The organism is Streptomyces sp. NPDC038213, assembly GCF_055600495.1.
In genome coordinates this window covers 111,925-130,023 of the sequence record NZ_JBVJYM010000013.1, presented here as the reverse complement: position 1 = coordinate 130,023, position 18,099 = coordinate 111,925, and the positions used below count along the sequence as shown (strand labels likewise).

Annotated in this window: 15 protein-coding genes; 12 read left to right on the top strand and 3 right to left on the bottom strand. The window is 74.5% G+C overall.

Annotated features, from left to right (window positions below; translation table 11 throughout):
• Window positions 1-105: 105 nt before the first annotated feature.
• The 3 genes from ACZ7JZ_RS19940 to nudC all read left to right on the top strand — a co-directional run bounded on the left by ACZ7JZ_RS19940 (window position 106) and on the right by nudC (window position 6,887).
• Entirely contained in the window at window positions 106-4,368 is a 4,263-nt protein-coding gene (locus ACZ7JZ_RS19940; RefSeq protein WP_470940895.1) for an ATP-dependent DNA helicase, read from the top strand.
• A gap of 10 nt (window positions 4,369-4,378) precedes the next feature.
• Window positions 4,379-5,782: a dipeptidase gene (locus ACZ7JZ_RS19935; RefSeq protein WP_470940893.1), complete on the top strand. Its 1,404-nt coding sequence runs from the start codon at window positions 4,379-4,381 to the stop codon at window positions 5,780-5,782.
• A gap of 118 nt (window positions 5,783-5,900) precedes the next feature.
• Window positions 5,901-6,887, top strand: a complete 987-nt coding sequence (gene nudC, locus ACZ7JZ_RS19930; RefSeq protein WP_470940891.1) for an NAD(+) diphosphatase — start codon at window positions 5,901-5,903, stop codon at window positions 6,885-6,887.
• Window positions 6,888-6,995: 108 nt separating this feature from the next.
• Here nudC and ACZ7JZ_RS19925 read toward each other — a convergent pair whose 3' ends face one another.
• Window positions 6,996-7,250, bottom strand: a complete 255-nt coding sequence (locus tag ACZ7JZ_RS19925; protein WP_470940889.1) for a mycoredoxin — start codon at window positions 7,248-7,250, stop codon at window positions 6,996-6,998.
• A 104-nt stretch (window positions 7,251-7,354) separates the two neighbouring features.
• Between ACZ7JZ_RS19925 and ACZ7JZ_RS19920 the strand changes: the two genes are divergently transcribed.
• From ACZ7JZ_RS19920 to ACZ7JZ_RS19900, 5 genes are all read left to right on the top strand, one after another.
• Window positions 7,355-9,604: an ATP-dependent DNA helicase UvrD2 gene (locus ACZ7JZ_RS19920; RefSeq protein WP_470940887.1), complete on the top strand. Its 2,250-nt coding sequence runs from the start codon at window positions 7,355-7,357 to the stop codon at window positions 9,602-9,604.
• Between the two features lie 176 nt (window positions 9,605-9,780).
• Window positions 9,781-10,152: a hypothetical protein gene (locus ACZ7JZ_RS19915; RefSeq protein WP_470940983.1), complete on the top strand. Its 372-nt coding sequence runs from the start codon at window positions 9,781-9,783 to the stop codon at window positions 10,150-10,152.
• A gap of 181 nt (window positions 10,153-10,333) precedes the next feature.
• A complete protein-coding gene (locus ACZ7JZ_RS19910; RefSeq protein ID WP_470940885.1) occupies window positions 10,334-10,702 on the top strand; it encodes a WhiB family transcriptional regulator in 369 nt (122 codons plus the stop codon).
• Window positions 10,699-11,037 (top strand): hypothetical protein, encoded by a 339-nt coding sequence (locus ACZ7JZ_RS19905; RefSeq protein WP_470940883.1) that lies wholly within the window; start codon window positions 10,699-10,701, stop codon window positions 11,035-11,037. The genes ACZ7JZ_RS19910 and ACZ7JZ_RS19905 overlap by 4 nt, the downstream gene beginning before the upstream one ends.
• A gap of 96 nt (window positions 11,038-11,133) precedes the next feature.
• Complete coding sequence (locus ACZ7JZ_RS19900) at window positions 11,134-11,340, top strand: hypothetical protein (protein WP_470940881.1); 207 nt, start codon at window positions 11,134-11,136, stop codon at window positions 11,338-11,340.
• Between the two features lie 147 nt (window positions 11,341-11,487).
• Here ACZ7JZ_RS19900 and ACZ7JZ_RS19895 read toward each other — a convergent pair whose 3' ends face one another.
• Window positions 11,488-12,816: an ABC1 kinase family protein gene (locus ACZ7JZ_RS19895; RefSeq protein WP_470940879.1), complete on the bottom strand. Its 1,329-nt coding sequence runs from the start codon at window positions 12,814-12,816 to the stop codon at window positions 11,488-11,490.
• A gap of 43 nt (window positions 12,817-12,859) precedes the next feature.
• The gene (locus ACZ7JZ_RS19890; RefSeq protein WP_470940877.1) at window positions 12,860-14,038 is read right to left on the bottom strand and encodes a TOMM precursor leader peptide-binding protein; all 1,179 of its coding nucleotides are present in this window, start codon (window positions 14,036-14,038) and stop codon (window positions 12,860-12,862) included.
• A gap of 153 nt (window positions 14,039-14,191) precedes the next feature.
• Here ACZ7JZ_RS19890 and ACZ7JZ_RS19885 point away from each other — a divergent pair, with 153 nt between their 5' ends.
• From ACZ7JZ_RS19885 to ACZ7JZ_RS19870, 4 genes are all read left to right on the top strand, one after another.
• A complete protein-coding gene (locus tag ACZ7JZ_RS19885) occupies window positions 14,192-14,788 on the top strand; it encodes a M48 metallopeptidase family protein (protein WP_470940875.1) in 597 nt (198 codons plus the stop codon).
• 122 nt (window positions 14,789-14,910) lie between these two features.
• The gene (locus ACZ7JZ_RS19880) at window positions 14,911-16,536 is read left to right on the top strand and encodes a TerD family protein (RefSeq protein ID WP_470940873.1); all 1,626 of its coding nucleotides are present in this window, start codon (window positions 14,911-14,913) and stop codon (window positions 16,534-16,536) included.
• 7 nt (window positions 16,537-16,543) lie between these two features.
• Window positions 16,544-17,221, top strand: coding sequence for an AIM24 family protein (locus ACZ7JZ_RS19875; RefSeq protein ID WP_470940871.1), 678 nt, complete (start codon window positions 16,544-16,546; stop codon window positions 17,219-17,221).
• A gap of 18 nt (window positions 17,222-17,239) precedes the next feature.
• Complete coding sequence (locus ACZ7JZ_RS19870; RefSeq protein ID WP_470940869.1) at window positions 17,240-17,971, top strand: AIM24 family protein; 732 nt, start codon at window positions 17,240-17,242, stop codon at window positions 17,969-17,971.
• Window positions 17,972-18,099: the final 128 nt, after the last annotated feature.

The window sequence follows — 18,099 nt, the reverse complement described above, 5'->3', positions numbered from 1 at the left end:
TTGAGGCGCGGGGTCCGGGGCGGAGCCCCGAAGCCGGCCGCCGCACCCCCGGCCCGCCGTCCACAGGCAGCCGACCCTGTCGGCGCAGCCCGCTAGCCTTTTGGTGTGACACCGCGCATCAGCGACCCCGAGCAGCTCAAGGAGCTCCTCGGCATCCCCTTCACCCCGGAGCAGACGGCCTGCATCACGGCACCGCCCGCCCCGCAGGTCATCGTGGCCGGAGCCGGCTCCGGGAAGACCACGGTGATGGCCGCCCGCGTCGTCTGGCTCGTCGGCACCGGACAGGTCGCCCCCGAGCAGGTCCTCGGGCTCACGTTCACGAACAAGGCCGCGGGCGAGCTCGCGGAGCGCGTCCGCACGGCCCTCGTCCGCGCCGGGGTCACGGACCCCGACCCGTCCCCCGCCGACGAGCCCGCCGGCGAGCCCCGCATCTCCACGTACCACGCCTTCGCCGGACAGCTCCTCACCGACCACGGCCTGCGCATCGGCCTCGAGCCCAGCTCCCGCCTCCTCGCCGACGCCACCCGCTTCCAGCTCGCCGCCCGCGTCCTGCGCGAGGCCCCCGGCCCGTACCCGGCGCTCACCCGCTCCGTCCCCGACCTGGTCGGCGACCTCCTCGCCCTCGACGCCGAGCTCTCCGAGCACCTCGTGGACCCGGCCGCCCTCCGCGCCCACGACACGGCCCTCCTCGACACCCTCGCCGGGACCAGGCTCACCAACGACGAGCTCCGCAAGGTCCCCGAAGCCGCCCGGGCCCGCCTCGAACTCCTCGAGCTGACCACCCGCTACCGCACGGCGAAGCGCTCCCGCGACCTCCTCGACTTCAGCGACCAGATAGCCCTCTCCGCCCAGCTCGCCACCACCCGCCCCGAGGTCGGCGCCCTCCTGCGCGAGGAGTTCCGCATCGTCCTGCTCGACGAGTACCAGGACACCTCCGTGGCCCAGCGGCTCCTCCTGTCGGGCCTCTTCGGCACCGGCACGGGACACGCCGTCACCGCCGTCGGCGACCCCTGCCAGGCCATCTACGGCTGGCGCGGCGCCTCCGTGGCCAACCTCGACGACTTCCCCGAGCACTTCCCCCACGCCGACGGCACCCCCGCCACCCGCTACTCCCTCAGCGAGAACCGCCGCAGCGGCGGCCGCCTCCTCGACCTCGCCAACGGCCTCGCCGAGCCCCTGCGCGCCCTCCACGAGGGCGTCGAAGCCCTGCGCCCCGCCCCCGGCGCCGAGCGCGACGGATCCGTCCGCTGCGCCCTGCTGCCCACCCACGCCGAGGAGCTGGACTGGCTCGCCGACTCCCTCGCCCACCTGGTGCGCACGGGTAGGGAGCCGTCCGAGATGGCCGTCCTGTGCCGCTCGGCCACCGACTTCGCCGCCATCCAGGCCGCCCTGGTCGCCCGCGACGTGCCCGTCGAGGTGGTCGGCCTGTCCGGGCTGCTGCACCTGCCGGAGGTCGCCGACCTGGTCGCGGTCTGCGAGGTCCTCCAGGACCCGGGGGCCAACGCGGCCCTGGTCCGCCTGCTCATCGGCCCGCGCTGGCGCATCGGCGCCCGCGACCTCGCCCTCCTCGGCCGCCGCGCCCGTCTCCTGGTCACCCGCGGCGAAGGGGACGAAGGCTCCGAGGACCCGCAGGCCCGGCTCGCCGCGGCCGTCGAGGGGGTGGACCCCGCCGAGGTGGTCTCCCTCGCCGACGCCCTCGACACCTTCCTCGACGAGGGCTCCGCGCAGGACGGGCTGCCGTTCTCCGCCGACGCCCGCGTCCGCTTCTCCCGCCTCGCCGCCGAGCTCCGCGACCTGCGCCGCGGCCTCGCCGACCCGCTCATGGACGTACTCCACCGCGTCCTCGGCGCCACCGGCCTCGACGTGGAGCTGTCGGCGTCCCCGCACGCGCTGGCCGCCCGCCGCCGCGAGACCCTGTCGAACTTCCTCGACGTCGCCGCCGGGTTCGCCGCCCTCGACGGCGAGGCCTCCCTCCTCGCCTTCCTCGCCTTCCTGCGGACGGCCGCCCAGTACGAGAAGGGCCTCGACAACTCCCTCCCCGGCGGCGGGAACACCGTCAAGGTCCTCACGGCCCACAAGTCCAAGGGCCTCGAATGGGACGTCGTCGCCGTCCCCGGGCTGGTCGCGGGCTCCTTCCCCAGCACCCAGCCCCGCGAGGCCTGGACCGCGCAGCCGCAGGTCCTCCCGCACCCCCTGCGCGGGGACGCGGCCACCCTCCCCGAGGTCTCCGGCTGGACCGCGGCCGCCCTCAAGGCCTTCAAGACCGAGCAGAAGGACCACCAGGCCACCGAGGAGCTCCGCCTCGGATACGTGACCTTCACCCGCCCGCGCTCCCTCCTCCTGGCCTCCGGCCACTGGTGGGGCCCCAGCCAGAAGAAGCCGCGCGGCCCCTCCGCCTTCCTCGAAGCCTTGTACGCGCACTGCGCGGCCGGGTACGGGGAGATCGAGGCCTGGGCCGACGCCCCCGCACCGGGCGACGAGAACCCGGCCCTCGCCGCCACCGCCACCGCGGACGCCGCCTGGCCCCTCCCCTTGGACCCGGCCTCCTTCACCCGCCGCCGCCAGGCCGCCGACCGCGTCCTGGCCCTCCTCGACACCCCGCCCGCACCCCCCGCGGACCCGTACCTGTGGCCCCCGGACTGCGAAGACCCTGCCTACCCCGAGGAACCACCCCCCGCCGCCCCCTGGCCCACCACCCCCGACACCCTGTGGGACACGGCCCGCCCGGGCCCCCGGCCCGACACCGTCGGCCCGGGGCACGACCCTGCCCGGGACGGTGCCCGTCCGGCTCCCGGGTCCGAGGCTGCCGACCCCGAGTACGGCGACGTCTGGGACGCGGCCCGCTCCGGCGCCGGGGCGGATGCAGTCGGCTCGATCCCCGAAGTCGCCTGGGACGAGGCCCGTCCGGCTGCCGGGTCCGCGGCCGTCGGCCCCGAGTACGGCGACGTCTGGGGCGAGTCCCGTCCGGGCCCCTGGTCCGACGCCGTCGACTCGGGGCACGACCCTGCCTGGGACGGTGCCCGTCCGGCTCCCGGGTCTGACGCTGTTGCCCCTGAGCACGGCCACGTCCGGGACGAGGCCCGCCCCGGCCCCGGGGTGGACGGTTCCGCCGCCACCTCCGATACCCCGCGCGGCGCGGCCGGACCGTCGTCCGCCCCGGCGGGACCGGCCGGGGGGCCGCCCGCTGCGGGCGGCCCGGCCGCGCACCCGTGGGAGAGCGACCCCTCCGGCTCCGACCCCCTCGGCTCCGACCTCTTCGGTACCGACCCCTGGGGTACGGACCCGTGGGACACCGACCCGTTCGACACCGACCCGTGGGCCGGGGACCCGTTCGACGTGGGGGCCGGGGGAGAGGGCCCGGCCCCCGCCCCGCGGGGCGGTTCCGTACCGCGGACCGGCCCCGTCCCGCGCCCGCCCGCGCCCGCCGCGGACGGGTCCGGCCCCGACCACAGCCGTGCGGACGGGTCCGGCCCCGCGCCCGAGCACAGCCGCGCGGACGGGTTCACTACCGCACCCGGCCACAGCCGTGCGCCCGACGCCGGCCGTGCCCCCGGCACCCCCCGTGGACCCCGTCGGCCGGACCGCCGTCCCCCCGCCGCCCCCCGGCCGGCCGCATCGGCCTCCGGTCTGACCCCCGAAGAGGCCCGACTCGCCGAGTCCTGGGACCGGGACCTCGACGCGCTCGCCGGAGAGCTGCGCCGCTCCCGGACCGCCGTGCGCGACGTACCCCTGCCCGCCTCCCTCTCCGCGAGCGCGCTCCTGCGCCTCGCCGCCGACGAGCAGGCGTTCGTCCGCGAGCTGGCCCGCCCCATGCCCAAACCCCCGCAGCCCGCCGCCCGCCGGGGCACCCGCTTCCACGCCTGGGTGGAGTCCCGGTTCGAGGAGCTGGAGCTGCCGTTCACCGACCCCGATGACCTCCCCGGCGCCGCCGGGGCCGAGATCGCCGACGAGCGCGACCTCGAACTCCTCAAGGCCGCCTTCGAGCGCACCCCCTACGCGGCCCGCACCCCGTACCGCATGGAGGTGCCCGTACAGATCACCCTGGCCGGCCGCGTGGTCCGCGGCCGCATCGACGCCGTCTACCGCAACCCCGCCGCCCCAGCCGACCCCGGCCGCGACGACTACACGTACGAGATCGTCGACTGGAAGACCGGCCACAGCGCCCAGGCAGACCCCCTCCAGCTCGCCGTCTACCGCCTGGCCTGGGCCGAATCCCACGGCATCGACCCCGACCGCGTCGGCGCAGCCTTCCTGCACGTCCGCAGCGGCCGCGTCGTCCGCCCCCGCCACCTGCCCGGCAGAGCCGATCTTGAGCGGATCCTCCAAGGCACATCGGGCACGCGAAACCACCCCCGAGACGAGGACTAGGCTCACCGTCATGAGCGACACCCCGGACAGCGCCGTCCGCACGTACATCGACGACCACCGCACCGCCTTCCTCGCCGACCTCGCCGAGTGGCTCCGCATCCCGTCCGTCTCCGCGCAGCCCGAGCACGCCCCCGACGTGCGGCGCAGCGCCGACTGGCTGCGCGACAAGCTGGCCGGGACCGGGTTCCCCGTCGCCGAGGTCTGGGACACCCCCGGCGCTCCGGCCGTGTTCGCCGAATGGCCCAGCGGCGACCCCGCCGCCCCCACCGTCCTCGTCTACGGGCACCACGACGTGCAGCCCGCCGCCCGCGAGGACGGCTGGCACACCGACCCCTTCGAGCCCACCGTCACCGACGACGGCCGCCGCATGTACGCGCGCGGCGCCGCCGACGACAAGGGCCAGGTGTTCTTCCACACCCTCGGCGTCCGCGCCCACCTCGCCGCCACCGGCCGCACCGCCCCCGCCGTGAACCTGAAGCTCCTCATCGAGGGCGAGGAGGAGTCCGGCTCCCCGAACTTCCGCGCCCTCGTCGAGTCCCGCGCCGACCGCCTCGCCGCCGACGTCGTGATCGTCTCCGACACCGGCATGTGGTCCGAGACCACCCCCACCGTCTGCACCGGCATGCGCGGCGTCGCCGACTGCGAGATCGAGCTGTACGGCCCCGACCAGGACATCCACTCCGGCTCCTTCGGCGGCGCCGTGCCCAACCCCGCCACCGTCGCCGCCCGCCTCGTCGCCGCCCTCCACGACGAGGACGAGCGCGTCACCATCCCCGGCTTCTACGACGGCATCGCCGAGCTGACCCCCGCCGAGCGCGAGCTCATCGCCGAGCTCCCCTTCGACGAGGCCGAGTGGCTGCGCACCGCCAAGTCGTACGGCACCCTCGGCGAGGCCGGGTACTCCACCCTCGAGCGCGTCTGGGCCCGCCCCACCGCCGAACTCAACGGCATCGGCGGCGGCTACCAGGGCCCCGGCGGCAAGACGATCATCCCGCGCGGCGCCCAGCTGAAGATCTCCTTCCGGCTGGTCTCCGGACAGGACCCGTACGTCATCGAGGCCGCCGTCAAGGACTGGGTGGCCGCCCGCATCCCCGCCGGGATCCGGCACGAGATCACCTTCGGCGCCCCCACCCGCCCCTGCCTGACCCCGCTGGACCACCCCGCCCTCCAGTCCGTGGTCCGCTCCATGGGCCGCGCCTTCGGAGAGAAGGTCCGCTACACCCGCGAGGGCGGCTCCGGCCCCGCCGCCGACCTCCAGGACGTCCTCGGCGCGCCCGTACTGTTCCTCGGCATCTCCGTCCCCTCCGACGGCTGGCACGCCCCCAACGAGAAGGTGGAGATCGACCTCCTCCTCAAGGGCGTGGAGGCCACGGCGTACCTGTGGGGCGACCTGTCCGCCCACTGGACGCGCTGACGCCGCCCCCGGCGGGCGGGCCGCCGAGGAGCTCCCGGGAAACCCCGCCCGCCACCACCACCCGCACCACCCGCACCACCCACCACCGCCACCACCACAGGGGGAGTTGGAAGCACCAGTGAGCACCTCGACCGAGCACCTCGGCCGGACCGGGAACCGCGGCGACCGCGGGGGCCCCGCGGACGGCCCCCTGTCGCTCACCGCCCCGAGCGGCATCGACCGCGCCGCCCACCACCGCCTCGACGAGGCCTGGCTGGCGGCGGCCTGGAGCCACCCCACCACACGGGTCTTCGTGGTCTCCGGCGGCCAGGCCCTGATCGACGACACCCCCGACGGCGGCACCGAACTGGTCATGACCCCGGCCTTCGACGCCCCGCCGACCGAGACCCACCGCTACTTCCTCGGCACCGACGAGGACGGCGTCCGCTACTTCGCCCTCCAGAAGGACAGCCTGCCCGGCCGCCTCGACCAGTCCGCGCGCGCCGCCGGCCTGCGCGAGGCCGGCCTCCTGCTCTCCCCGCGCGACGCCGGCCTCATGGCCCACGCCGTGGCCCTGGAGAACTGGCAGCGGCTCCACCGCTTCTGCTCCCGCTGCGGCGAGCGCACCGCCGTCGCCGCCGCCGGACACGTCCGCCGCTGCCCCGCCTGCGGAGCCGAGCACTACCCCCGCACCGACCCCGCCGTGATCATGCTCGTCACGGACGACCAGGACCGCGCCCTCCTCGGCCGCCAGGTCCACTGGCCCGAAGGCCGCTTCTCGACCCTCGCCGGCTTCGTCGAGCCCGGCGAGTCCATCGAGCAGTCGGTGATCCGCGAGGTCTGGGAGGAGGCCGGGGTCACCGTCGGCGAGGTCGAGTACGTCGCCAGCCAGCCCTGGCCCTTCCCCTCCAGCCTCATGCTCGGCTTCATGGCCCGCGCCACCTCCGCCGCGATCTCCGTGGACGGCGAGGAGATCCAGGAGGCCCGCTGGTTCTCCCGCGAGGACCTCCGCGAGGCCATCGAGACCGGCACCGTCCTGCCCCCCGCGGGCATCTCCATCGCCGCCCGCCTCGTCGAGCTCTGGTACGGCAAGCCCCTCCCGAAGCCCCGCCCCGCCACCGCCTGAGCCCCACCACGGCCCCGGCCCCGCACGGCAGAGGCCGGCGGCCCGCCCCCGACAAGGGAGCGGGCCGCCGGCCCCGTACACACGCCGCCCGCCCCGCAGGGCGCGGCCTCAGACCGCCAGGGCCTGCTGCACCTGCGCCAGGCTCGGGTTCGTCATGACCGACTCGGAACCGCCCGCCGACACGATGCGCACCGTCGGAACCGTCTGGTTGCCGCCGTTCGCCTTCTCCACGTACGCGGCCGACTCCGGGTCCAGCTCGATGTTGATCTCGGTGTAGGCGATGCCTTCCCGGTCCATCTGCGACTTCAGCCGACGGCAGTAGCCGCACCAGGTCGTGCTGTACATCGTCACGGAACCCTGCATGGTGGGTGCGCTCCTCTGGGGACGGGGTCTTTCCAGCAAGTCGAACGTACGACGGGCCGCGGTCATTCCCCACCACGCCCCGTACGGCACCGGACGTGATTCGTATGACCTCCGCCCCACCCTGTGGACAACTTTCCCGCCCCCCGCCGCGGACCTGGCAGCATGGCGGGGTGACAGCAGCAACGCACCCCCCATCCTTCCCGCCCGTCGCAGAATCGGCCGACGCGGTGCTCCTGGGCCTCGACCCGGAGCAGCGCGAGGTCGCGACGACCCTGCGCGGACCGGTGTGCGTACTGGCCGGAGCCGGCACGGGCAAGACCCGCGCCATCACCCACCGCATCGCCTACGGGGTCCGCGCCGGCATCCTCCAGCCCGCCAGCGTCCTCGCCGTCACGTTCACGAACCGCGCCGCGGGCGAGATGCGCGGCCGCCTGCGCGGACTCGGCGCCGGCGGAGTCCAGGCGCGCACGTTCCACTCAGCCGCCCTGCGCCAGCTCCAGTACTTCTGGCCCCGCGCCGTCGGCGGCGACATGCCCCGCCTCCTCGAGCGCAAGATCCAGCTCGTCGCCGAGGCCGCCGCCCGCTGCCGCGTCCGCCTCGACCGCAACGAGCTGCGCGACGTGACCGGCGAGATCGAATGGTCCAAGGTCACCCAGACCGTCCCCGCCGACTACGCCGCCGCCGCGGCCAAAGCCGGCCGCGAGGTCCCCCGGGACGCCGCCGAGATCGCCCAGATCTACGGCACGTACGAGCAGCTCAAGCGCGACCGCATGATGATCGACTTCGAGGACGTCCTGCTCCTCACCGTCGGCATCCTCCACGACCGCCGCGATATCGCCGAGCAGATCCGCGCCCAGTACCAGCACTTCGTCGTCGACGAGTACCAGGACGTCAGCCCCCTCCAGCAGCGCCTCCTGGAGCTGTGGCTCGGCGACCGCGACAGCCTCTGCGTGGTCGGCGACGCCAGCCAGACCATCTACTCCTTCACCGGCGCCACCCCCGACCACCTGCTCCAGTTCCGCAACCGCTTCCCCCAGGCCAAGGTCGTCAAGCTCGTCCGCGACTACCGCTCCACCCCCCAGGTCGTCCACCTGGCCAACGGGCTGCTCACCCAGGCCCGCGGCAAGGCCGCCGAGCACCGCCTCGAACTGGTCTCCCAGCGCGAACCGGGCCCCGACCCCGTCTACGCCGAATACGCCGACGAGCCCGCCGAAGCCGAAGGCGTCGCCCGCCGCATCCGCGACCTCATCGCCGCCGGGGTCCCCGCCGGCGAGATCGCCGTCCTCTACCGGATCAACGCCCAGTCGGAGGTCTACGAGCAGGCCCTCGCCGACGCCGGCGTGCCCTACCAGCTCCGCGGAGCCGAGCGCTTCTTCGAGCGCACCGAGGTCCGCCAGGCCGTCGCGAACCTCCGCAGTGCCGCCCGCTTCGGGGCCAACGACCCCCTCCTCGACGACGTGGTCGAGCTCCCCGCCCAGGTCCGCGCCGTCCTCAGCTCCCACGGCTGGACCCCCGAGCCCCCCGCCGGCTCGGGCGCCGTCCGCGACCAGTGGGAGTCCCTCGCCGCCCTCGTCCGCCTCGCCGAGGACTTCGCCCGCAGCCGCCGCGGCGCCACCCTCGCCGACCTCGCGGTCGAACTGGACGAGCGCGCCGCCGCCCAGCACGCCCCCACCGTCCAGGGCGTCACCCTCGCCTCGCTGCACGCGGCGAAGGGCCTTGAATGGGACGCCGTCTTCCTGGTCGGCCTCACGGACGGCATGGTGCCGATCACATACGCCAAGACCGACGACCAGGTCGAGGAGGAGCGCCGCCTCCTCTACGTGGGCGTCACCCGCGCCCGGCTCCACCTGACCCTCTCCTGGGCCCTGGCACGCTCCCCGGGCGGCCGCGCCGCCCGCCGCCCCAGCCGCTTCCTCAACGGCCTGCGCCCCGGCTCCCCGGGCGCCGCCCGCGCCGCCGGATCCGGCGCCGCAGCAGGCCCCGCAGCCGACCCCGCGGCCCGCAGGCGCGGCCGCCGCGGCCCCGCCCGCTGCCGCGTCTGCGGCCGGACCCTCACGGACGCCGGCGAGATGAAGCTGCTCCGCTGCGAGGACTGCCCCTCCGACATGGACGAGGGCCTCTACGAGCGGCTGCGCGAGTGGCGCGCGGTGCAGGCGAAGGACCTGGGACAGCCCGCCTTCTGCGTCTTCACGGACAAGACCCTCATGGCGATCGCCGAGGCCGCCCCGTCCGAGCCGGGCGAGCTGGCGATGATCTCCGGCGTGGGTGGACGGAAACTTGAGCGGTTCGGCGCCGAGGTACTCGCTATTTGTGCAGGTCAGGAGCTTGGAGGGGAAGCGGAGGGTGACGTGTAGAAACTCGTCGGAAAAATAGTTTGCACATGCCCCGCACGGCCCCATAGGTTCTTAACCACGGAAACAGGAGCTTCGCTGAAGCCCTGCCTCCGTGCTGTACTTAACCCCATACGCATGGGACAGGCCCCCGGGCCCCGTCCCCGAGACGCCGAGAGGAGGCGAGACCAGTGACCAGCATGATGACCACCACCAAAATGACCGATCGCCCGGTCGCCGCTTCCTGCCTGCTCGGCTTCTCCGCCGTCGCCCCCCAGCTGCCCTCGGTCATGGGCACCGGTCTGTCCGCCATCTCCCTGGGCAACCCCGCCATCCTTCCGACCCTCTCCTTCCGGGAGCGCGTCGAGGGCAACGGCATCGAGGGCGCCGGTACCGAGGCCAACGGCACCGTTGGCAGCGAGCGACCGACCCAGGCACCGGCGGCAGTAGCAGCGGCGCAGGCACATGCCTATGCCTTTGCGGCAGCCGGTGCCGGATTCCCGAAGCAGACGACGCAGCACCAGACGATGTGGGCCTTCCGCGGGCTCGAACCCTGGAGTGATCCAGCCTGATCTCATGATCAGGCCGGCGCCTTCAGGGCCGCGGAACCCCACCCGGGATCCGCGGCCCTTCTGTTTGTCCCCGACCGGGGACGACGGAGCGAAGGGGCCTCGGGACTGGCAAGACCAGGTACCAGCCGCCCCCGGCCGACCAGGCCGGAACGACTACGCACCAGACGAGGAAGAAGACACCGTGCAACTCGAAGCGCACGCCCCGTCCGTACCGCAGACCCAGACGATCTCCCCGCCCGCAGTCCCGGAGGACTCCACCTTGACTCCGCTCACCGCCCTCACCGCGCTCGACGACGCCATCGAGAACCTCGGCGTACCCGTCCCGTGCCGCACCTTCGACCCCGAGGTCTTCTTCGCCGAGTCCCCGGCCGACGTCGAGTACGCCAAGTCCCTGTGCCGCACCTGCCCGCTCGTCGAGGCCTGCCTCGCCGGTGCCCAGGAGCGGCGCGAGCCCTGGGGCGTCTGGGGCGGCGAGCTGTTCGTCCAGGGTGTGGTCGTAGCCCGCAAGCGGCCGCGTGGCCGTCCGCGCAAGAACCCGGTCGCGGCATGAACGCCACCGGAACGATCGACCGCCCCCTCACGCACGACCCCCTGAAGCAGGCCCCGATGACCATCCACCCGACGAGCGAGCAGGCAGCAGCCGAGGCCGCCTCCGCCACCGCAGACTTCACCACCGCCGGCGCCATCACGGCGCGTCAGAACAGGACCCGCGAAATGCAACTCATTCCAGAAGCCATGGCCCGTGTCCATATGCACGAGCGCATGCACGAAATCGACTCGGAGCGCCGGGCCGTCCGCCTGGTCGCCGCCCGCCGGATGCAGCGGAGGGCCGAGCGCGTCTCGATGCGCGCCCGCCGCGCCCTGGCCATGGCCGTCATGCACTGACGCCGAAGCACCCGCCGAGGGGACCGGTCCGAACGGACCGGTCCCCTCGGTGCGTTGCAGCCCCCCGTCCACCCCGTACGGCGATATCGTCTGGAGGTGGACCAGCCGACCCCCCACCCCGCACCCGCGGGCCCCGAAGGCGGGACGGTCGTGTGCGCGCGCTGCGGTACGACCAGCCCCGAGGGAGCCCCCGTCACCTGGACCTGCTCCGTGGAGAACGGCAGGAGACAGTACTTCTGCCACGACTGCGCCCGGGCCAACATCCGCGCCATCGAGGGCAGACTCGACTCCTCCTGGTGGTGACCCCGGGAGGGGGCCTCCCCCCCGCCCCCTCCCCCTGCCCCTCCCCGCCCCCCGTTTTCTGTGCGCGCGTCGCTGCCCTCCGGTGCCCCGCGCCCGCCCCGCGTGGCGGTGCGCGTCAACCACGCGTGCGCCGGCACGGTTGTGCGGTCAGGCCTTCCCGTCGAACCCTGGGAGCCAGGAGGACAGTTCGTCGCGGAGGCGGACCCGCGCGCCCAGCTGGCACAGGACCCCGATGGTGCTCAGGGTGACCCGGTGGATCAGCAGGTACGAGGGCGGCAGGTTGAGCTGCTTGCCCAACTGGTGGGCGGGGGAGCGCGGATCGGCTATCCGGGCCGCCTGCCCCCGCAGCCAGGCCCGGGTGAAGGTGAACTCGTCCACGGCCGCCGGCTCGATGATGGGCCGCAGGTACTCCAGCACCTCGACCGGGTCGAGTGCGACGGACTCCTTGACGAAGCCCTCCTCGCACAGGTGCCGGTAGACGGCCTCCGCGTCCCCTTCCAGGGTCCGGCGCAGGGAGGTCCCGATGGTGCGGGGGAGTCCGCCGGGCAGCCGGTCGACCGTCCCGAAGTCGAGCACCCCCAGCTGCGGCCGTCCGCCGGGGCCGGTCACCAGCCGGAAGTTGCCCGGGTGCGGGTCCGCGTGCAGCAGGCCCGTACGGGCCGGGCCGGAGAACAGGAACCGGGCCAGCAGCTGCCCGGCGGCGTCCCGCTGCTCCTGGGTGCCGTCGGATATCACCTGTGACAGGGGCACCCCCTCCAGCCACTCCGTGACCAGCACCTGGTCGCCCTGGTGGACCACCCCGGGCACCACCACGTCGGGGTCCTGCGCGAACACCTCCGCGTGCGCCCGCTGGGACTCCGCCTCCAGCGCGTAGTCGAGCTCCTCCGCCACGCGCTCGCGCAGCTCCTTGATCAGCGGCTTGACGTCCATGCCCGGCACCAGCGGGCCCAGCAGCCCCGCGAACCGGCCCAGCTGCCGCAGGTCCGAGAGCAGGGCCTCCCCCGCGCCCGGGTACTGCACCTTCACGGCGACCTCCCGGCCGTCGTGCCACACCGCGCGGTGCACCTGCCCGATCGAGGCTGCCGCCGCGGGTATGTCGTCGAACTCCCGGAACAGCTCCCGCCAGTGCGCGCCGATCCGCTCCGCCAGCACCGCGTGCACCCGCTCCGCCGGCAGCGGGGGAGCCGCCTCCTGGAGCTTCGTCAGCGCCGCCCGGTACGGTCCGGCCACGTCCTCCGGGAGCGCCGATTCGAATACGGACAGGGCCTGGCCCAGCTTCATGGCCCCGCCCTTCAGCTCACCGAGGACGCGGAACAGCTGCTCGGCGGTGCGCTGCTGCAGTTCGCGGGCCACGATCTCCGCCGACCGGCCCCCGATCCGCTTTCCCAGCCCCCACGTGGCCCGGCCCGCCATGCCCAGCGGCAGCGCGGCCAGCTTGGCGGTGCGGGTCACCGCTTTCCGGGGAAGATCAGACATGCGTGCCCCTCCAGTTCCCAGACAGCCGTACCGCGGACGGCGGTTACCCGGCCATTGTGTCCTGCCGCAGCCCGGCCCCCTCGGGGCCCTCCCCTCCCGCCCCCGCCTCCCCTTCTCCGTCCCGCTCCTCCCTGGGTGCGGCGGCTCCGCACGGGCAGTCCGGATGCGGGGCGACCGGTACCGGCTGCCAGCTGAGCCCCGGCAGTGCGGCCTCCCAGCGGGCGCCCGCCGAGCCGGGCACCTGACCGTCGAGGAACGCCAGCGCATGGGCCGCGGCCAGGCCCGCCACCGCCGAGGCCAGCCCCAGATCGCAGGACTGCGCACCGCGCCGGTGCAGGGCCCGCCACTGGGTCAGCATCCGCGGCCAGGCCCGGTCCCGGTCCACCCGCTCCCGCTCCATGCACCCCGCGCACGCCGTCTCCCCGGGCAGCACCAGCGGACCCACCACCCCCGTCGCCTCCAGGACCCCCGCGTACAGGTGCGGGGTCCCCGTCGCCACCCAGTCCTGGGCGACGGCCGGGTCCGGCGCGTACGCCGCCAGCCCGTCCCGCGGCGCGACCACCACCAGCGACAGCCCCGGCTCCCGGCCGGGCGGCCCCGTACCCCCACCGCCGCCGCGTGGCACGGGCCCGGGAGCGGCCGCCGCCACCGCCTCCTGGGCAGCCGCCGCCCGGCGCCGGCCCACGGAGTGCGGCGCCAGCCCGCCCGGGGACACGTCCCCCGGCTCGGTCACACCGCCCTCCATCACGTCGACCCGGCCCACCCCCGCACCCGACAGCACCGCGGCGACCGCCGCCCCCACCCTCCCGCCCCCGCGCACCTGGACCCGCATGGCCCGCCGCGCCGCCAGCCCCCGCATCGCCCCGCCCGGCTCGGGCCGGACCAGGGACAGCGAGCCCAGGTCCGGCGCCAGCCGCTCCACGGTCTGCGTCCGCTCCCGCATCGCCTGGGCCGCCGGCCCGCCCGCCGTGCTGTCGTCGATCAGCCCCACCTCCGCCAGCCGGGCCACCAGCCGGTCCGCCTGGCCCTCGCGCAGCCCCAGCGCCCGCGCCTCCTGCCGCAGCAGGGGCATCCCGCGCGTCCCGTCGAGCAGCCCGAGGAAGCTCCCCGTCGACGGGTCCACCGGACCCAGCACCACCGCATGGGCGGGCGTCACCCCGAATTGCACCGTCTGGAGATCGCGCCAGGCCCGCGCCAATGCGGGCTTCACCTTCGGATACACGTCTTCCCCCGTCGTCCGCCGCGGCCGGTTCCGTCCGAATCCGCGTCCACGACGCCACAATGCCCGGCTCCGGGGATCTCTGCGGAGCGTTGTCCACAGGCGCGGTGTATCGGCCTATCAACCGATCACATACGGCCCCCCGCCGGATTGATCATGAAGGGAGGGCGGCGGGGACACGACTTCGCCGAATGCACCGGGTACCGTCGTGGCGTGTCCGCCGAACCACTGCCCCGCGCCGTCGAAGTCCGCCGGAGCGCGCGCCGCCGCAGGACCGTGTCCGCCTACCGGGAGGGCGACCGCACCGTCGTCCTCATCCCCGCCCGCATGTCCGAGGCGGAGGAGCAGCGCTGGGTGGGGGTGATGCTGGACAAGCTCGCGGCCCAGGAGAGCAAGCGGATCATCGGGGACTCCGCGCTCGCCGAGCGGGCAGCACACCTGTCCGGCCAGTACTTCGGGGGCCGCGCGCGCCCCGCCTCCGTGCGCTGGGTCACGAACCAGAACACCCGCTGGGGCTCCTGCACCCCCGCCGAGGGCAGCATCCGCCTGTCGCACCGGCTCCAGGGGATGCCCGAGTACGTCCTCGACTACGTCCTGCTGCACGAGCTGGCCCACCTGCTCGTCCCCGGGCACGGCCCCGACTTCTGGCAGCTGCTGGAGGCCTACCCGCGCACCGAGCGGGCCCGCGGCTACCTGGAGGGCGTGGTCGCCGCCGACCGCCTCCCGAAGCAGCCCGCCGCACCCGCGCAATGACCTCCCGCGCGGCCGCCGACCGCGAAATGTAGCGGGTCCGTACCGGCTTGGCCGGAACTCGCGGATTGCCGTTAGCCTGGCGGAACGCATTTCACATTCGGGATGGGGGACGGTCGTAGCGCATGGCCAGGGAATTCCAACGCGGCCACAAGGCCAAGATCAGTGATCTCACGCCGGGTACGGACCTGTACGTAGGGGTGCAGATTTCCGGGCCGGGGATGTCGTTCGACATCAGCTGCTTCGGCCTCGACGCCGACGAACGGCTTTCGGACGACCGGTACTTCATCTTCTACAACCAGCCGAAGTCGCCGGAGGAGTCCGTCCAGCAGCTGGGCGCGCAGTCCGGGGACACCGAGTCCTTCAGGGTCACGCTCGACCGCATCCCGGCCGCCATCCACAAGCTGGCCTTCACCGCCACCATCGACGGCGCCGGCCAGATGTCGCAGGCCGGTCCCGGGTACATCCGGATCGTCGCCGGCGGCGAGGAGGTCGCCCGGTACGCGTTCACGGGCGCGGAGTTCAGCACCGAGCGGGCCGTGATGCTCGGCGACTTCTACCTCAAGGACGTCTGGCGGTTCGCCGCGGTCGGCCAGGGCTTCGACGGCGGGCTCGACGCCCTCCTGAAGAACTTCGGCGGCGAGGTCGCCGAGGAGCAGCCCGCCGCACCGGCCCCGGCCGCACCGGCCGCCGCCCCGCCCCCGCAGCCGGTCCCGGGCTTCGCCCCGCCGCCCGCCCCCGCGGCCCCGCAGGCGCCCGCCGCCCCTGTCCCGGCCCCCGCGGCCGCCCCCGGCTTCTCGGCGCCGGCGCCGCAGACCGCGGCCTTCGGCGGCCCGGCGGCCCCCTTCGCCGCCCCCGCGGCCCCGGCACCCGCCCCGGCCGCCCCGGCCCCGCAGCCCTTCGCCCCGGCCCCCGTGCCCGCCCCCGCGGCCCCGCCGTTCGGCGCCGTGCCGCCGCCGGGTGCCGTCCCCCCGCCCGGCGCGGTGGCCCCGCCCGGAGCCGTACCCGCGCCCTTCGCCCCGGGCCCGCCCGGTGCGCCCGGCGCCCCGCCGTTCGGCGCCGTGCAGGCCCTGCCGCCCGCGCCCCCCGAGGCCGGACTGCGCGCCGTCCTCACCAAGTACGCCGAGGCGCCCGTCGGCGACCGGTGGACCGAGCAGAACGCCCAGCAGGTCCGGGTCACGCTGTCCAAGAACCAGGCCATCCTGGCCAAGCAGGGCAGCATGGTCGCCTACCAGGGCGACATCGACTTCGCCCACAAGGGCTCCGGGCTGCTCGGCAAGCTGACCGGCCAGCTCACCGGCCAGGGCATGTCCCTGATGCGCTGCGCCGGCGACGGCGAGGTCTTCCTCGCCGACGAGGCCAGCCGCCTGTTCGTGATCCGCCTCGAGGGCGCCGACCAGCTCTACACCAGCGCCGCCGCCGTCCTCGCCTTCGACGAAGGCCTCACCACGGAGGTGCGCCGTATCGAGGGCGCCGGACTGCCGGGCGGAGGCCTCTTCTCGATGCTGTTCTCCGGCACCGGGGCCGTGGTCGTCAAAACCCGCGGCACCCCCGTGGTCCTGCCCGTCGGACCGGCGACCTACGTGGACGGCAACGCCGTCATCGCCTGGTCGGCCGGCGCCCAGGCCGTCACGACCACCGCGCTGAGGCTGCGCCGCTCCGGCTACGCCAGCCGCTCCGGCGAGGCCGTGAACCTCCAGTTCCGCGGCGCCCCCGGCAACTTCGTCGTCGTACAGCCCTTCGAGGCGTGAGGCAGGCATGGACACGCAGACACTCAGCGCGCACCGCGCCGCCGACACCGGCGCCCGGATGGCCGTGCACAGCTCCAAGACCCTCAAGGTCAAGATGGTCAGCGGCCACGACCTGATCGCCAAGGCCGGGTCGATGATCGCGTACGACGGGTACGTGCAGTTCGACGGCGCCCCCGCGAACCTGCGGCGCACCGCCGAGGAGATGGTCACCGGCGAGGGCGGCAGGCTCATGCTCTGCCGCGGCGACGGCGACCTCTACCTCGCGGACTACGGCGCGGACGTCCTCGTCCTGCACCTCGCCGACGAGGCCCTGTCCGTCAACGGCGCCACCCTCCTGGCCTGCGACGCGAGCCTCCAGCTCGCCATCGAGCCGGTCAAGGGCCTCGCCAAGCTCTCCGGCTCCGGCCTGACGAACCTCGTCGTCCGCGGCACCGGCTGGGTCGCCCTGGTCAGCCGCGGCATCCCCACCGTCCTCGACTGCTCCGAGCGCGAGACGTACGTCGACCCCGACGCGCTGATCGGCTGGACCACCGGCCTCGACCTCAAGGCGCGCCGCACGGTCAAGGCGAGCGCCCTGATCGGCCGCGGCAGCGGCGAAGCCCTCCAGATCGGCTTCAAGGGCCGGGGGTTCGTCGTCGTCCAGCCCAGCGAGGACACCGGCGACCGATTCAAGATCCGGGGCTGAGAGGAGCACCGAGCCACCATGCACAGCACACTCTTCGCGCACGTCCCGGTACCCACCACCGGCCGCTACACCCTCCAGAACCCCCAGCTGCTCAAGGCCGACCTCACCCAGGGGTCCGGATCCGTCCTCGCCCGCCAGGGTGCGATGGTCGCCTTCGAGGGCCACGTCGAGTTCCAGAGCCAGTACCGCAACAACAGCTGGCGCGGCGTCCAGCGGATGGCCGGCGAAAGCCTCGAACTGATGAAGTGCAAGGGCAGCGGCCAGGTCTACCTCGCCAACTTCGCCCAGCACATCCACGTCATGGACGCCGGCCGGGGCATCACGGTCGACAGCAAGTACGTCCTCGCCTTCGACAGCACCCTCGGTGTCGGCATCGTCGCCGTGGACAGCGCCGTCGAGATCGCCTCGGCGGGCGCGTACAACCTGGAGCTCACCGGCACCGGCCAGGTGGCCCTGCTGACCTCCGGCGAGCCGCTCGTCCTGGAGGTCGGACCCGGCCGCAACATCTGCGTGGACGCCGACGCGGTCATCGCCTGGTCGACCTCGCTGCGCACGCAGCTCCAGGCCCCCACCTCCACCTCCGCCGTCTGGCGCCGCCGCGGCAACACGGGCGAGGGCTGGGAGATGCAGTTCCAGGGCGAGGGCCACGTCCTGGTCCAGCCCAGCGAGCTGCTGCCGCCCACGCACCTGCGCGGCGGGGTCCTTGGCCTCAACATGCGCGGCAACTCGCTCGGCGGCAGCCGGGCCTGACCCCCACGGCAGGGGGCGGCACCGCGACTGCGGTACCGCCCCCCTGCCGTGCACCTCACGCCGTGCAGGCGTCATGCCGTACGGGCGTCATGGCCGGATGCCGTGCGTACGGCGTCCCCGGCCGCCGG

Coding starts and splice junctions, on each gene's coding strand:
- ACZ7JZ_RS19915 (WP_470940983.1), top strand. CDS start 9,781: ATGATGACCACCACCAAAATGACCGATCGCCCGGTCGCCGCTTCCTGC.
- ACZ7JZ_RS19935 (WP_470940893.1), top strand. CDS start 4,379: ATGAGCGACACCCCGGACAGCGCCGTCCGCACGTACATCGACGACCAC.
- ACZ7JZ_RS19885 (WP_470940875.1), top strand. CDS start 14,192: ATGAAGGGAGGGCGGCGGGGACACGACTTCGCCGAATGCACCGGGTAC.
- ACZ7JZ_RS19905 (WP_470940883.1), top strand. CDS start 10,699: ATGAACGCCACCGGAACGATCGACCGCCCCCTCACGCACGACCCCCTG.
- ACZ7JZ_RS19920 (WP_470940887.1), top strand. CDS start 7,355: ATGACCTCCGCCCCACCCTGTGGACAACTTTCCCGCCCCCCGCCGCGG.
- ACZ7JZ_RS19925 (WP_470940889.1), bottom strand. CDS start 7,250: ATGCAGGGTTCCGTGACGATGTACAGCACGACCTGGTGCGGCTACTGC.
- ACZ7JZ_RS19895 (WP_470940879.1), bottom strand. CDS start 12,816: ATGTCTGATCTTCCCCGGAAAGCGGTGACCCGCACCGCCAAGCTGGCC.
- ACZ7JZ_RS19880 (WP_470940873.1), top strand. CDS start 14,911: ATGGCCAGGGAATTCCAACGCGGCCACAAGGCCAAGATCAGTGATCTC.
- ACZ7JZ_RS19870 (WP_470940869.1), top strand. CDS start 17,240: ATGCACAGCACACTCTTCGCGCACGTCCCGGTACCCACCACCGGCCGC.
- ACZ7JZ_RS19875 (WP_470940871.1), top strand. CDS start 16,544: ATGGACACGCAGACACTCAGCGCGCACCGCGCCGCCGACACCGGCGCC.